9 protein-coding genes and 1 pseudogene are annotated in these 14,469 nt (G+C 71.9%); 2 read left to right on the top strand and 8 right to left on the bottom strand.

The features are described from left to right. The first annotated feature begins 169 nt into the window (after positions 1–169). The gene (locus tag ABZ793_RS28175) at positions 170–3,151 is read left to right on the top strand and encodes an AAA family ATPase (protein WP_357462266.1); all 2,982 of its coding nucleotides are present in this window, start codon (positions 170–172) and stop codon (positions 3,149–3,151) included. 265 nt (positions 3,152–3,416) lie between these two features. Then, entirely contained in the window at positions 3,417–7,229 is a 3,813-nt protein-coding gene (locus tag ABZ793_RS28180) for a S8 family serine peptidase (RefSeq protein ID WP_357462269.1), read from the top strand. A gap of 81 nt (positions 7,230–7,310) precedes the next feature. On the opposite strand, the pseudogene ABZ793_RS28185 reads toward ABZ793_RS28180, so the two are convergent. The 8 genes and pseudogenes from ABZ793_RS28185 to ABZ793_RS28220 all read right to left on the bottom strand — a co-directional run. Then, positions 7,311–7,559, bottom strand: a pseudogene (locus ABZ793_RS28185) (SitI3 family protein); the annotation flags it as partial. A 307-nt stretch (positions 7,560–7,866) separates the two neighbouring features. Continuing rightward, positions 7,867–8,877, bottom strand: coding sequence for an LLM class flavin-dependent oxidoreductase (locus tag ABZ793_RS28190; RefSeq protein WP_357462271.1), 1,011 nt, complete (start codon positions 8,875–8,877; stop codon positions 7,867–7,869). Further along, positions 8,874–9,200: a TIGR04076 family protein gene (locus ABZ793_RS28195; protein ID WP_091105867.1), complete on the bottom strand. Its 327-nt coding sequence runs from the start codon at positions 9,198–9,200 to the stop codon at positions 8,874–8,876. The genes ABZ793_RS28190 and ABZ793_RS28195 overlap by 4 nt, the downstream gene beginning before the upstream one ends. Further along, on the bottom strand, positions 9,197–9,574 hold the full coding sequence (locus tag ABZ793_RS28200) for a nuclear transport factor 2 family protein (protein WP_357462273.1): 378 nt from the start codon (positions 9,572–9,574) through the stop codon (positions 9,197–9,199). Before ABZ793_RS28200 ends, ABZ793_RS28195 begins: the two co-directional genes overlap by 4 nt. A gap of 45 nt (positions 9,575–9,619) precedes the next feature. Then, positions 9,620–11,266, bottom strand: a complete 1,647-nt coding sequence (locus ABZ793_RS28205) for a DUF885 domain-containing protein (protein WP_357462276.1) — start codon at positions 11,264–11,266, stop codon at positions 9,620–9,622. Beyond that, positions 11,263–12,501 (bottom strand): amidohydrolase family protein, encoded by a 1,239-nt coding sequence (locus ABZ793_RS28210; protein ID WP_357462279.1) that lies wholly within the window; start codon positions 12,499–12,501, stop codon positions 11,263–11,265. Before ABZ793_RS28210 ends, ABZ793_RS28205 begins: the two co-directional genes overlap by 4 nt. Positions 12,502–12,511: 10 nt before the next feature. Next, positions 12,512–13,495 (bottom strand): ABC transporter ATP-binding protein, encoded by a 984-nt coding sequence (locus ABZ793_RS28215; protein WP_357462281.1) that lies wholly within the window; start codon positions 13,493–13,495, stop codon positions 12,512–12,514. Further along, positions 13,492–14,469 carry an ABC transporter ATP-binding protein gene (locus ABZ793_RS28220; protein ID WP_357462284.1) on the bottom strand — a complete coding sequence of 326 codons (978 nt, stop codon included), beginning with the start codon at positions 14,467–14,469 and terminating at the stop codon, positions 13,492–13,494. Before ABZ793_RS28220 ends, ABZ793_RS28215 begins: the two co-directional genes overlap by 4 nt.

Here is a 14,469-nt window from a genome sequence, read left to right on the forward strand (position 1 = left end):
GGTGGCCACTGGTTGGGCGGCGGGCTTGACCGCGTTGGGACTGTCGGGCACCGTGCGGGGGAACGGCGGAGCCGCTGCTGAGGGGCCACGAGTGCTTCGGCCTTGACGATGTCGGCGTTGACCGCTGTCGACGGAATCGTGCCTTAGGCGGAATGCTGCGGAGGTCGAGGTGACGGCGAGTACCGAACGACGTCGGCGGCCGGCGGGCCGTTCGACGACGACGCCCGCGCTGGTCGGCCGCGACGACGCGTTCAGCAAGGTGACAGGCGCCCTCGCGGGTGGCTCGGCGCTCGTGGTGGTGGAGGGCGAGGCAGGGATAGGTAAGACCCGCCTGCTGCGCGAGGTCCTGGCGGCGCTCGACGGCCCGCCTTCGCCTGCCAACCGTGTGCTGCTCGCGACCTGTCCACCGGTGCCCGAGCCGGCCCCGCTGGGTGCCGTGGTTGCCGGCATCCGGCGCCTGGCACCGAACCCGGACACCCATGGCATGAGTGCGCTGGGCGGCGCTCTGCGGCCGCTCTTCCCGGAGTGGTCGCAAGATCTCCCGCCCGCGCCGGAGCCGCTGGACGACCCGTCCGCGGTCCGGCATGTGCTGTTTCGAGCGTTGTCCGAGCTCGTCGACCGTCTCGGGGTGACGATTCTCGTCCTCGAGGACGTCCACTGGGCCGACACCGCCACGCTGGAGTGGTTGTTGACGTTGTGCGCGGACGAGCCCGCCGGCGTGCGTGATCTGTCGATCGTGGTGTCCTTCCGTCCGTGGGACGTACCGGCGGGTTCGCTGCTGCCCCGGCTGACTGCGCGCACGCCGGCCGGTATGTCCCGCCTCCGCATCGGCCTGCAGCCGCTGGGCATCGAGCAGATCCGGCAGCTGGTGGCTTCGATGTATGCCACCGACCAGGTGTCCGAGCAGTTCGCCGAGTTCTTGTACGGCGCGACCGACGGCATCCCGCTTGTCGTCGAGGAGTACCTACTGCTGCTGGAGGACCGGGACGACATCACCCGGGAAGATGGCCACTGGACTCGCCGGGTCCTCACCGAGCTCGACGTGCCGGCATCCGTGCGCGAATCGGTCCTGGAGCGGGTCCACCGACTCGACCGGGACACCCAGCGACTGCTCGAGGCGGCCAGCATCCTGATGGACCCGGCCGACGAGCCGCTGCTGGCCACGGTCGCCGACCTCGACGAGCCGGCCGCCCGCAGCGGTGTGGCCCGGGCGTTGGCCTCCGGCCTGCTGCGCGAGCGTTCGACTGGCCGATTCACCTTCAGGCACGTGCTGGACGCGCAGGCGATCAGCGGCGCGATGCCGGTCTCGGAGCGGCGCCGGATGCACGAGCGGGCCGCGCGGGCGCTGCGGCGAAAAGACCACCCGCCGGTGGCGCGGCTCGCCCACCACTTCCGCGAGGCCGGGGACGACGATCAGTGGTGTGGGTACGCCGAGGCGAGCGCCGAGCTGGCCCTGGAGTCCGGCGACGATCGAACCGCTGTCGAGACGCTCCTGCAGGTGATGAACGCCGCCGAGCATCCGATCGGTCGGCGGGTCCGGCTGGCCCGTCAGTTGGGTCAGGCTGCCTTCTTCGGTGCGGCCGCTCTCGGCGATCTCGCCGAGCACGTGGTCGATGTCCTTCGCCGGGTTCTGGAGTCGGGTGAGATCGCCCGGTCTGACCGGGGCGAGCTGCGGTTGCTGCTGGGCCGCATGCTGTGGGCGGTCGGCGAGCGGTCCGCCTCGTTCGAGCAGTGGGAGGCGGCCGTTCCCGATCTTGGCCATCGCCCGGATCTGGCGATCCGGGCGATGGCCAACATGGTGCTTCCGCTGATCCCGGACTGGCCGGTGAGCCGGCACCGACACTGGTTGGACCGCGCCGGCGAGTTGCTCGATCAGGTCGCGACGAAGGACCGGCGGGCGTTCCTGGACATGCGCATGACCGCGCTGCTCCTGCTCGGCGAGGAGGCGGGCTGGGAGGCGCTGAGGCACCTCCCAGACTCGGCGCCGACCCGGGCGGGCGAACGTGAGATCGCGAGCACCCGGGTCAACGCGGTCTGGGCGATGCTGGCGTGGGGCCGGTTCGACGGCGCGCGCGAGCAGTTAGCCTTGTGCCGCCGACACCTCGAGGCCGCCGACTCGTCGCGACTCACCTACCTCGCCCTGGCTGTGCAGGCTCGGATCGACTGGTACGTGGGGAACTGGTCCGGGCTTGACGCCAGGGTGGCGGAGCTGGCTGGGCGCGAGGACAGCGACGCAGAAAGCAGGCTCCATGCGCGGCAGGTTCGCGGTCTGCTGCAGCTGGCCGCCGGCGGACGTTTCGCGGCCCGGCGTGAGTTGCACGAGGTCGCCGCGGAGCAGACTCGGCTCGGTGTCATGGAGCCGGAAGCGGTGGCCGTGCCGGCGGCGCTAGCTCGGTTGCACCTGGCCGACGGCAACCCGGCCGAGGCGCTCTCGATCACCGGACCAGTGGTGCACCTGATCGCGCACAAGGGTGTGTGGCTGTGGATCACCGACATCGCGCCGGTCCACGTGGACGCGCTGCTCGGCATGGCCGCGGGAAACGACGTCGATGACTTCGTCGCCACATTTGCGCACGAGGTCGCCGATCGAAACTTTCCGGCACCGGCGGCCGCGCTCGTGACGTGTCAGGCCCTCGTGGCCCGGGCCGCGGACGACCCACGCCGGGCCGCCGGCCTGTTCGCGGACGCGGCCCGGCTGTGGGCGGCGCTGCCGCGGCCCTATGACGAGCTGCTCAGCAGGGAGCGGCAGGGCCGGGCGCTGCTGGCCGCCGGCGAGAGCGCTGGCGCGCTGGAGCTGCTCGCCGACACCCAGCAGCGGCTGCACGACCTGGGCGCCCGGTGGGACGCGGATCGGGTGGCCCACGTGGTGCGGGAGCACGGCGGAGAGGTTGCTCGCACGTGGCGCGGCGGGCGCCGCGGATACGGCGACCGGCTGTCCCCGCGCGAGCTCGACGTGGTGGGTCTGGTCGTCCGCGGCATGACGAATCGGCAGGCCGCCGAGACGCTGTTCCTGTCGCCCCGCACCGTGGAAGGTCATGTCAAATCCGCGATGCGCAAGCTCGGCGTGACGTCGCGGACCGCCCTAGCCCTCGCTGCGGTCGAGGCCGGGCTTCATCGCGCGGACGGCGAGGACTCGGTCGGTGCGGGATGAATTCCACGTAGTCTGCACGGTCGCTAGCGACCACTTCGCTCGCGATGCTTGCCGGTATGGCCAACGATCCGCCTGAAGCGCAGGAGGCCGAAAGGGCGTCAGCCGGCTCGCCGGCTGATCGGAGCAGCCCTGCCCGCACTCCGCCGCCCGACCCCGATGACGGGCAGTCGGCTCGACGCCGCGACGAAGACCAGGCCGGCGACGCCGGCGGGAAGCACTACGAACCACTGTGACCGGCCCTGCCGGCGGCAACCAAGGAGTGTCGATGACCCCACGACCTGCTCCGCTGGGCGGACGATCCCGCCTCGGCCGACCACTGTCGCTGCTGGCGGCACCCGCGCTGGTAGTGACGCTGCTCACCGGTGCCGCGTCCCCCGGCGCTGGTGCCGACGATCCCCGAGCCACACCGGCCGGCGTGGTGGTGTCCGCGCTGCCTAGCGGCTCCGCCAGTCCAGACCCGATCACCCTCATCACCGGTGACCAGGTACGGCTGGAACCGGCCGAGGACGGACGACATGTCGCCGTCGTCGAGCCGGCCCCGCGTCCCTCCGGGCAGGAGCCCCAGTTCGAGGTGCTCGACAAGGGCGACGACCTCTACGTCATCCCGTCCGACGCGGCGATACTGATTCCGGATCGGTTGGACCGGGAGTTGTTCAACGTCACCAAGCTGGCCGACTACGGCTACACCGACGGCGTCTCGGTGATCGTGACCGACACGCCGGCGCGCGTCGCTGCGGCGAGCACCAAGGGCCTGGCGGTGACCACCCGCCTGTCGAGCATCAACGGGTACGCCGCCACGGTGAAGCCCGACGGCGGCTGGTGGTCGACGATCGCGCCCGCCGCCGGCGGTACCGCGAGGACGCTGACCAACCCCGGAAAGGTCTGGCTGGATGAGATCGCCGAAGTCAGCCTCGACACGAGCGTGCCGATGATCGGCGCACCCGCGGGGTGGTCGCAGGGCTTCGACGGAACCGGCGAGACCGTGGCGGTGCTGGATACCGGCGTCGATCTCAGCCATCCGGACCTGGCCGGGCAGATCGCCGGAACACGGATCTTCACCGGCGAAGCTAGCATCACCGACCAGCACGGTCACGGTACCCACGTGGCCAGCACCATCGCCGGTACGGGTGCCGGATCGAACGGCAAGTACAAAGGGGTAGCTCCGGGAGCCGACCTGCTGATCGGCAAGATCTGCACAGCGTCGGGCAGTTGCCCGACCTCGGCGACGATCCGGGCGATGGAATGGGCCGCACCGCTGGCCGACGTGGTGAGCATGAGCATCGGCAGCAACGCCGGTGACAATGGCACCTCGCCGGAGTCGATGGCGATCAACCAGCTGAGCGCAAGCCATCCGCACACGCTGTTCGTGGTTGCCGCCGGCAACAACGGTCAGCAGGGCGCGGGCAGCATCGCGTCGCCGGGTTCCGCCGACGCGGCGCTCACCGTCGGCGCCGTCGACAAGCAAGGCAAGATGGCCTACTTCTCCGGCCGCGGTCCGCGGTTGGGCGACTATGCGATCAAACCGGATGTCACCGCACCAGGTGTCGGGATCGTGGCGGCGCGCGCCGCTGGGACGGCCATGGGGACGCCCGTGAACACCCTGTACACCTCCGCGAGCGGCACCTCGATGGCCACCCCGCACGTCTCGGGAGCCGTCGCCATCGCGATGCAGCACAACCCAGAGCTGACCGCGAAGCAGGTCAAGGCCGAGCTGATCGCCACCGGACGCCCCAGCCCGGACGCGAGCGTCTACGAGCAAGGCGGTGGCCTGATCGACGTCCCGGCAGCGATCAACGCGCCCGTCCTGGCGACGCCGGAACCGTTGAATGTGGGCTTCTTCGCCTACCCCCAGGACAACACTCCGGTCACTGCCAAACCGGTGACCTTCACCAACCGCAGCAATGCGGCCGTCACTCTCGACCTGGCGCTGGATGTCAGGCACAAGGACGGCACCGCGGCACCCGGCGCGGCGCTGTCGGTCAGTCCGGCCACCCTGACGATCCCTGGCGACGGCACCGCTACGGCGACCGTGAGCCTGGACGTCCGGAACCTGCCGAAGGGTGTCTACGGCGGCTACTTGAAGGCGCAGGGCGGAGCTGCCAATGTCCGCGTTCCGGTCGGGTTCACCGTGGAACCACCGATGGCCGGCCTGACACTCACCGGGATCATGCGGGACGGCCGCCCGGCGACCCGCGCCAGCGTCGTCTACGTCCTCAACGCCAACGACCCGGCACAGCCCTGGAAGGAGCTGCGCTTCGAGAACGGCGTTGCAAGCGGGCGGTTTACGCCGGGTACGTACTACATCGTCGGCGCGATCCAGACGATGGACGGCGCCAACAGGTACATGCTGAACAGGACGATGATCGGGTCCCCGACGGTGCGTCTCACCGAGGACATCGCGCTGACCTTCGACGCACGGCAGGCCAAGGCGATCTCGGTCGGCACCCCGGATCATCCCGAGGCGTCGCCGGTGGATCAGATGGCGAAGACGGTGATCGGGTACGGCGGGCCGCGCTCGACCGAGAACTTTGCGCCGCAGTGGATCGGGAAGTGGACACCGACGTACGTGTTGAAGTCCGGGCCTGCCGAGGTGAAGCCTCTGGAGTTCGTCCAGCAGGTCCGGCTGGCAGCGGCACCGCTGGAGCTGAAGGTGGTGTCGCCACGGGCTGAGGACGTGTACATCCAGCCGCTGGCCGGTACGCCAAAGATCGACACGTCGATGGACCTCGACCTGGTGTACGCCGGCCAAGGCGCCGAGGCCGATTACACAGGCCTGGACACCATGGGCAAGGCGGTGCTGGTGCGGCGGTCGGCTACGGCGTACTCGACGATCGAGGCGACCGCGCGTGCGCACGGAGCGAAGGCCCTGGTGATCATGCACGACACCAGCGGATACTTCTTCGGGTCGGTAGGTACCAACGCGCAGATCCCGTCCATGGCGATCAGCGGCGAGGCGGGCCAGCAGCTCCGTGACCAGCTCGCGACCGGAAAGGTTTCGGTGCGGGTGTCGGGCACGTCCTGGTCGCCGTACCTGTACGACCTGGCCCTGATCCGATCCGGTGCGCTTCCGGACGGCGTCGATGAGACTGTGCACACCGATGACCTCGTCACCGTGGACAACGCGTTCCATGGCGAACCGGGCGGGTCGCTGGGTGAGTACCGGGCACTGTGGCGGCCTTACCTGCTGTTCGCGGCGTCGCAGCTGTCGACCGTCAAAGCCGCGCAGCAGCGCACCGAGTACGTGACCGCCGGGACGGACTCGCTGTACCGGCAGGCCGTCAACGCTCAGTATCCCTCCGGGGGCACGCTGCAGGAGCGCGACGTCATCTACCCGGGCGTCAAACACGTCAAGCACGAGTGGTTCCGCGGCCCGAACCACCCCACCGTGCTCGACCCGGCGGGTCCGCGTAACCCTGGCTACCCGGTGACCCGGACCGGGGACGTCATCACACTCCAGCTTCCGGAGTGGTCGGACAGCAGCAGCGCGGAACACTACGGCAACGGCGGCAGCACCGATACCTCGCCGATCAAGTTCTACCTCGACGGGAAATACATCGGTCAGGCGTCCCGCCCGATGGTGAAGCTGAGCAGCCTGCCGCCCGGCGAGTCGACGGCGCGGTTGGAGCTGACCACCACTCGCAACGCGCCGTGGTGGCAGACCTCCACCAAGACCGTGACGAACTGGACGGTGCGGACGGCACGCCCGAGTGCACCCGCGTTGGTGCCGATGCTGGTGGTGGACTACGACACGCAGCTCGACCGGACCAACACCGCCGTGCTGCCGAGTGATCGCAACGGTCCGGCCACCCTGAAGCTGCACGTGCGGCACCAGGCCGGGTACGTCGGAGGCACCGTCGCCGGAGCCAAGGTGTCGATCTCGTACGACGACGGGGTTACCTGGCAGGAACGACCGACAAAGGTCACGCCGGGGGCCGGTAACTTCCAGGCGATCCTGGACTCGACGGCCGCCGGCGACACCCCGACCGGGTACGCCTCGGTGCGAGTGGAGGCCTGGGACACCAACGGCAACCGCATCGAGCAAGAGATTACCCGCGCCTGGCGGTTGGCACCCCGCTAGGTCAAACGATCGACGGTGGCGTGCGACAGTCGAGGTCGCACGCCACCGCGGGTGTACGACTCGCGATGTAACGCGAGCGGGGAAGCCGATGTTGACGTAGGTGTCTGGTTCCCACTCCCAGCGGGAGCCGTCGTTGTTCTCGGCGTCGTAGTAGCCGTGGCTGCCGGCGGTGATGCTGACCGCGTACCCGCACTGCTCGTAGAGGTCGACGCTGAGAAGTCGTGACTGATCGGGGAGCGTCGGCTTCTCGGTGGCCTCGGGAGCGGCGAGCTCAGCCATCTGCTCCAAGGGGATATTGCCCGCCAGCGTCAATCGGAACTCGAGAGCCACGTCCGCTGCCTCCTTCAGTCCCGACGGCGCGACAGCGCGTGCGGCGACCATTGCGCAACGACAGAAGGCAATGCGTCACGCCTCGGTTGCGGGCCGTGCCTGAATCCGAAAGGGGAGGTTTCCGCTATTTCTGCGATGAGTAAAGGTGGCGGTAGGGCATATAGATCAACATTGTTCAACAGCGGTGAATGGCTGACACGTCACACAGTCGACGGCGGCCGACCGTGGTCCCGTCCCATCGCGCTGGCGGGGAACGGAGAAGACCGTGGCGGGGGCGGGCCGGTCGATGCCCACCCCCGCCACGGCGTCAGCCCCGCAGCAGCGGCAGCACCCGGCGGCCGAGCAGGTCGACACCGCCCGCCGGGGTCAGACCGTGCGGGGTGCCGAACTCCACCCGGGTGGCCCCGGCATCGAACACCGCCGCGGCCTGCGCCGCGACGTGTTCCGGGGTGCCGGAGAAGGCGAACAGGTCGAGCAGGTCCCCGCCGATCAGCGCGCCGGCGAGGTCGTGTTCCTGGCGGGCGACGTGCTGCTGGATCCGCGACAGCAGCTCCGGATCGATGTCGACGTTCGGGTCGAGGGCGGCGACCACGGCGAGGTACATGGCCACCTCCGTACGGGCCACCCGACGGGCCAGCGCGCCGTCCTCGTCCACCACGGTCACGGCGCCGAGCACCACGCCGACCTGGTCACCGGCCCGACCGGCGGGCGCGGCGTCGTCCAGCCAGGCCCGCATCGTCTTGGCCATCGCCGGGTTGGCCGAACCGCCAACCTTGATCTCCGAGGCGAACGCGGCGGCCGTCCGGGCGGTCTGCTGACCCCACGTCCCCACCAGGACGGGCACGTCGGCGCGGACCGGGGCGTAGCGCAGGGCGGTACCGGGCGCCACGGTGAACTCCCGGCCCTGGAAGCCCCCCTCGTCGCGGGACAACAGCAGCCGGACCACGTCGACGGTCTCGGTGATCCGCCGCAGCGGCCGGGCCTGCGGCACCGCGATCTGATCCAGCCAGGTGCCCCGGGCCAGCCCGAGGTAGGCCCGCCCGTTCGACGCCAGGTCCAGCGCCGCGACCTGCCCGGCGATCTCCACCGGGTGCATGGTGAACGGGTTGAGGCAGGCCGACCCGAGCCGGATCCGTCGGGTGTGCCGCGCGGCCACCAGCAGCGGGAAGAACGGCGGCTGGTACATCAGGTCACCGAAGACCGACAGCACGTCGAAGCCGTGCCCTTCGGCGAGCTCGGCCAGCGCGGCGTACTCGTCGGCGCTCTTGTCGGACTGGAGTCCGATGCCGACCAGCCGGCGTCCTTCGTCGGTGCTCACGTGAGTTCTCCAGTCGGGATCTGTCGCCGGGCGGTCCGCTCGATCCGCAGGATGACCCGCTCGTCCGGATCCGGGCAGGCCACGTGGCAGTCCCGGGCCAGCCAGTCCTCCGGCGGCAACGGACGTTGCTTGGCCGGCAGCAGCGGCAGGCACGCCGCGAGGGCGTAGAGGCAGAAGTGCCGGCCGGTGGGGATGGTGAGCCGGCTCGACTCGGTCAGGTCGATGTGGTCGCCCGGCTGGAGGCCGCAGACGGAGCGGCCCTCGATCCGTTCCACCACGACCCGCAGGTCGTACAGGTCGGTGACCGGTTCCTCGGCGCTCATCGGAGGGCCTCAGCGTGGTGGTGCACGATCCGCCAGCCCCGCTCGTCGCGGCGCAGCACGTCCGTCACCCGGAAACAGTCGTCCGGCTGCCCGGTCGCGTACCGGGCCCGCAGGACGTAGCGGACCAGGCCCGTGTCCTCCCACGCCTCGGCCCGGAACTGCTCGGGGGCGACCGAGGTCGGGGGCGCGGCCGGTCCCCGGGCCGCCGCCCGGCGGTCCCGCAGGTCGTCCAGGGCGGCCAGACCGTCCAGCAGGTCGGGTGCGTCGGACTCCCAGATCGTCAGTTCGGGGTGCAGCCGGGCGTCGAACGCCGCCCGGTCGCCCAACGACCGGTACATGTCGGTGATGGCGGCGGTCAGATCGTCAACGGTCATCGGGGCTCGCTTCCGGTCGGGGCGGACGGGGGTGTCGGGGGTGGATCAGGAGAGCTCGGCGAGGCGGGCGCGCAGCGGATCGAGCCCCATCGGCCCGAGCCGCAGGGCCCGCTGGTGGAACCGCTTGCGGTCGAACCCGGCGCCCTCACGCCGTTCGACCTCCCGGCGGGCCTGCTGCCAGAGCCGCGCCCCGGCCTTGAAGGCCAACGCCTGCGCCGGCCAGCCGAGGTACCGGTCGACCTCGAACCGCGCGGTCGCCGGGTCCAGCCCGGCGACGCGGACCAGGAAGTCCACGGCCAGCTCGGGGGTCCACCGGCGCGCGTCGGTGAAGCCGGTCCCGGCCGGGATCGGCACGTCCAGGTGCAGGCCGAGGTCGATGACCACCCGGGCGGCGCGCCACATCTGCCCGTCGAGCATCCCGAGCCGCTCGGCGGGACCGGCGTAGAGGCCGAGCTCGTCGGCGAGGCGTTCGGCGTAGTGCGCCCAGCCCTCGGCGTACCCGTGCACCTGGCACAGCGACCGCTGCCACGGGTGCAGGTCGACGGTGGTGAGGGTGATCGCGTGCTGGAGGTGGTGCCCGGGCAGCCCCTCGTGGCAGAGCGTCCCGACGTGCCGCCACACCGGCACCGTCGACTCGCCGGGGGGCGTCGACCACCAGATCCCGCCCGGGCGCGTCAACCCGGCGTCGGGCGGGGTGTAGTACATGACCCCGGAGGCGGCGGGGCTGATCCGGCACACCACCCGGCGGGTGGCGGCCGGGATGTCGAAGTGCGCGCCGTCCAGGGCGTCGGTGAGCCGCTCGGTGCGCTCCCGCAGCCACTCCTCCAGGTCGGGCCCGACCGGCACCCGACCGGCGGGGTCGGCGTCCAGCCCGGCCCGTGCGCCCGCCACGTCCGGGTACCCGAGCTCGGCGGCGACCGCGCGCTGCTCGGCGGCGGTCCGGGCCAGCTCCTCCCAGCCGTACGCGTACAGCTCGTCCAGGTCGACGGTCGCGCCGAGGAAGCTGCGCGCGGTGACGGCGTACAGGTCGCGGCCGACGCCGTCGACGTCGGTGGCCCGTGGCGCCAGCTCGGTACGCAGGAACGCGGCGAAGTCCGCCGTCGCGGCGGCGGCCGAGCGGGCCCCGGCGGCCAGCTCCCCGGCCAGCGGCCCGTCCGGACACCCGGCCACCAGCCGGCCGTAGAAGTCGTCGGAGGTGACCCAGGCGGTGCACTGGTCGGCGACCGCCAGCACCTGCCGGCGGGCGACCAGGTGCCCCCGCCGGGCCGACCAGCGCAGCGTCTCGGCGTACTGGCCGAGGGCCGTGGGCACCCGGCGCAGGTGCGCGGCGACGACCGCCCAGTCCTGCGCGATGTTGCGGGGCAGGTTGTCGAAGACCTGCCGGACCAGGTGCACCGGCGTCGCCAGCGGGGCGAGCAGCCGGGTGGTGAAGCCCGCGTCGTAGAGGTCGACCTCGCTGGCCAGCCGGTCGATCAGCGCGCCGGCGAGGGCCCGCTGGGCCGTGCCGTCGACACCGGCGCCGTCCGCCGCCGTGGCGGTGCTGCGCGCCAGTTCCGCGCGGGCGGCGAAGCCGTCGGGGGAGAGGTCCGCGAAGTGCGAGTCGGGCGTACGCCCCGCCGCCTCGGCGGCCTCCGGATCCAGCCCGGCGAGCACGTCGAGGTACCGGTCGGCGACCTCGGTGATCGTCGTCATCGGGCGACGCCGAGGCGGCCGTGGTCGTCGCGGTAGGAGACGCCACCCTTGAGCACCGTGTGCAGGGTGCGCAGCGCGGACACCGAGCGGGTGGGATCGTCGCGCAGGACCAGCAGGTCCGCGTGCTTGCCCACCTCGACGCTGCCGAGCGTGTCGGCCTGGCCCAGCCACTGCGCGGGGCGGATGGTGGCGGACTTCAGGGCGTCGGCGACGGGCATCCCGGCGTCCACCATGAACTCCAGCTCACGCACGGTCGCGGTCGTCTCGTCGTAGCCGGCGTGCGGCGGCATGTCGCTGCCCAGCGCGATCGGCACCCCGTTGCGGATGGCGTGCTGGAGGCTCTCCCAGTGCCGGGGCCCGGCGGCCAGGGCGCGGTCCATCAGCCAGCCCGGCACGCCGGAGTCGCGGAAGAACTGCTCGCAGCGGCTGACCACGATGGTCGGGACGTACCAGACGTCGCGTTCGGCCATCAGCCGGGTCACCTCGTCGGTCAGTTCGTAGCCGTGCTCGACGCAGTCCAGCCCGAGTTCCACGGCGCGGCGCACCGACTCGGCCGGGCCGGCGTGCGCGGTGACCTTGCGCCCCCAGTCGTGCGCCACCCGGATCACCGCCGCCAGCTCGTCGTCGAGCAGTTGGGGGGTGTCGATCGACTCGAACTCGCCGGCGATCCCACCGGAGATGCACACCTTGATCAGGTCGGCGCCGGCCCGGATCTGCTGCCGGGTGAGCCGGCGGAACCCGTCCGCCCCGTCGGCCTCCAGCGCGTCGGCCTCCCAGCCGTGTCCCCCGGTGCAGCAGAGGGCGTGCCCGGCGGTGAAGATCCGCGGGCCGTCCACCGCGCCGCGTTCGATCCCCTTGCGCAGGGCGAAGTCGGCGTACCGGCTCTCGCCGACGAGCCGGGCGGTGGTGACGCCGGAGTGCAGGGTCCGGCGCGCCGAGTCGGCCATCAGCAGCACCAGCTCGGCGAGGTTCGACCGGTGCACCTCGTCGCCGAAGTGGCCGGGCAGGCCGAGCGACAGGTGCACGTGCATGTTGGTCAGGCCCGGCATGACGTGGTCGCCGTGCAGGTCGACCACCCGGACGCCGCCCGCCTCGGTGAGGACGTCGTCGACCGGCCCGACCGCGCGGATCGTGCCGTCGGCGCCGATCCAGATGCCGCTGTCGCGTTGGACGTCGTCCCGGACGCCGTCGTAGAGCGCGAGGTTGACCAGGACCTGTTCGGTGGGGATGTGCATGCGGTGTCCTCTACGCGGCGGGCACGGTGGTCTGCGCCACCGTGGGGTCGTTGAGCCAGCAGGCGGCGGTGCGGCCGCCGAGGTCGAGCGTGGGCGGCTGCTCGCCGCACGGCCCGAAGGCGTGCGGGCAACGCGGCCGGAAGCGGCACCCGACCGGCGCGTGTGCCGGGTCGGGCACCTCCCCGGCGAGCGTCCTGGGCAGCTGCGGGGAGAGTGCGATCTGCGGCACCGCGTCGATCAACGCCCGGCTGTACGGGTGCCGGGGCGAGGACCACAACTGACGGGTGGGCGCGGTCTCGACGATCCGGCCCAGGTACATCACCGCCGTGACGTCGGCGATCTCGTGTACCAGGGAGAGGTCGTGCGAGATGAACAGCATGCCCATGTCCAGGTCCCGGACCAGCCCGACGAGCAGGTTGACCACCTGCGCCTGCGACGACGCGTCCAGCGCGGTGACCGGCTCGTCCGCGATGATCATCCGGGGTTCCGGCGCCAGCGCCCGGGCGATGGCGAGCCGCTGCCGCTGGCCGCCGGAGAACTGGTGCGGGTACCGCTCTGCGGCCCCGGCCGGCATGCCGACCCGGTCCAGCAGGTCGGCGACCCTCGCCCGGCGGGCGGCGCCGGTCACCGTGTCCGGCACCCCGTCGAGGAGCTGGGCGCCGATGGTGCGCCGGGGGTTCAGCGACGCGTACGGATTCTGGAAGACCATCTGGAGCCCGACCTCCGGCACCGGCCGGCGCCGCCAGCCGAGCGGGGTGATCGGGCGGCCGGCGAACCGGATCGTCCCGGCGCTCGGCGCGGCCAGCCCGACCGCCACCCGGGCCAGCGACGACTTGCCGCAGCCGGACTCGCCGACCAGGCCGACGATCTGGCCGGGCGCCACCTCCAGGCTCACCCCGGCCACGGCCCGGACCGGCCCCCGGCCGCGCGGCTTGTACTCCACCTCGACGTCGCTGATCTCGAGCAGGTTGCCCGACCCGACCGGCTCGTTCATGCCGCCACCTCCAGGTGCGGACGGACCACGCAGGCCACCGACCGGTCGGTGCCGGCGGGGGACAGCGGGGGAGGCGCGGTGCCGCAGGACGGCTCGGCGTACCCGCACCGGGGTTGGAACGGACATCCGGGCGGCGCCTGCCCCGGCGTCGGCGGCCCGCCCGGGATGGGACGCAGCGTGCCGACGGCCTGGGTGCCGTGCGGGCGGGCGCCGAGCAGCGCGGCCGTGTACGGGTGGCGCGGCGCGGTGAGCAGCGCTCCGGTGGGGCCGGTCTCCACCACGCGCCCGGCGTAGAAGACGTACCCGCGGGTGGTGAGCGCACTGAGCACCCCGAGGTCGTGGGTGATGAAGGCGACGGCCAGCCCGGTCTCGGCGCGCAACTGGTCCAGCAGCGCGAGGATGCCGGCCTGCACCGTCACGTCGAGCGCGGTGGTCGGCTCGTCGGCGATCAGCAGCCGGGGGCGGGCGGCGAGGGCGATTGCGATGGCCGCCCGCTGCCGCATGCCGCCGGAGAACTGGTGCGGGTACGCCCGCACCGCCCGCTGCGGGTCGGGGATGCGGACCTGGTCGAGCAGTTCCACCGCCCGCCGGTCCGCCGCCCGCCGGTCCAGGCCCAGGTGGACCTGCATGTGTTCGGTCAGTTGCCGGCCCACCGTGAGCATCGGGTGCAGCGCCGCGGTGGGGTCCTGGAAGACCATCGCGATGCCGGCGCCGCGCACCTTCTGCCAGCGCCTGGTGTCCAGGCTGAGCAGTTCGGTCCCGTCGAACCGGGCCGACCCGGTGACCTTGGCACCGGCGGGCAGCAGCCCGAGCAGGGTCTGCGCGGTGAGGCTCTTGCCGCACCCGCTCTCCCCCGCGATGCCGACCATTTCGCCCTCACCGACGGTGAACGACACGTCGTGCAGGATCGGCAGCGGCCCCGTGGGGCCGGGCAGGGTGACGGCCAGGGAGTCGACTTCGAGCAGCGGTCGCAT

This window comes from Micromonospora sp. NPDC047465, from assembly GCF_040643125.1.
Taxonomy (GTDB): domain Bacteria; phylum Actinomycetota; class Actinomycetes; order Mycobacteriales; family Micromonosporaceae; genus Micromonospora.

Bases quoted from the DNA above. Each gene is read 5' to 3' on its own strand.
- ABZ793_RS28205 (WP_357462276.1), bottom strand. From the start codon at position 11,266: ATGACGACGATCACCGAGGTCGCCGACCGGTACCTCGACGTGCTCGCC.
- ABZ793_RS28220 (WP_357462284.1), bottom strand. From the start codon at position 14,469: ATGCGACCGCTGCTCGAAGTCGACTCCCTGGCCGTCACCCTGCCCGGC.
- ABZ793_RS28215 (WP_357462281.1), bottom strand. From the start codon at position 13,495: ATGAACGAGCCGGTCGGGTCGGGCAACCTGCTCGAGATCAGCGACGTC.
- ABZ793_RS28210 (WP_357462279.1), bottom strand. From the start codon at position 12,501: ATGCACATCCCCACCGAACAGGTCCTGGTCAACCTCGCGCTCTACGAC.
- ABZ793_RS28200 (WP_357462273.1), bottom strand. From the start codon at position 9,574: ATGACCGTTGACGATCTGACCGCCGCCATCACCGACATGTACCGGTCG.
- ABZ793_RS28180 (WP_357462269.1), top strand. From the start codon at position 3,417: ATGACCCCACGACCTGCTCCGCTGGGCGGACGATCCCGCCTCGGCCGA.
- ABZ793_RS28195 (WP_091105867.1), bottom strand. From the start codon at position 9,200: ATGAGCGCCGAGGAACCGGTCACCGACCTGTACGACCTGCGGGTCGTG.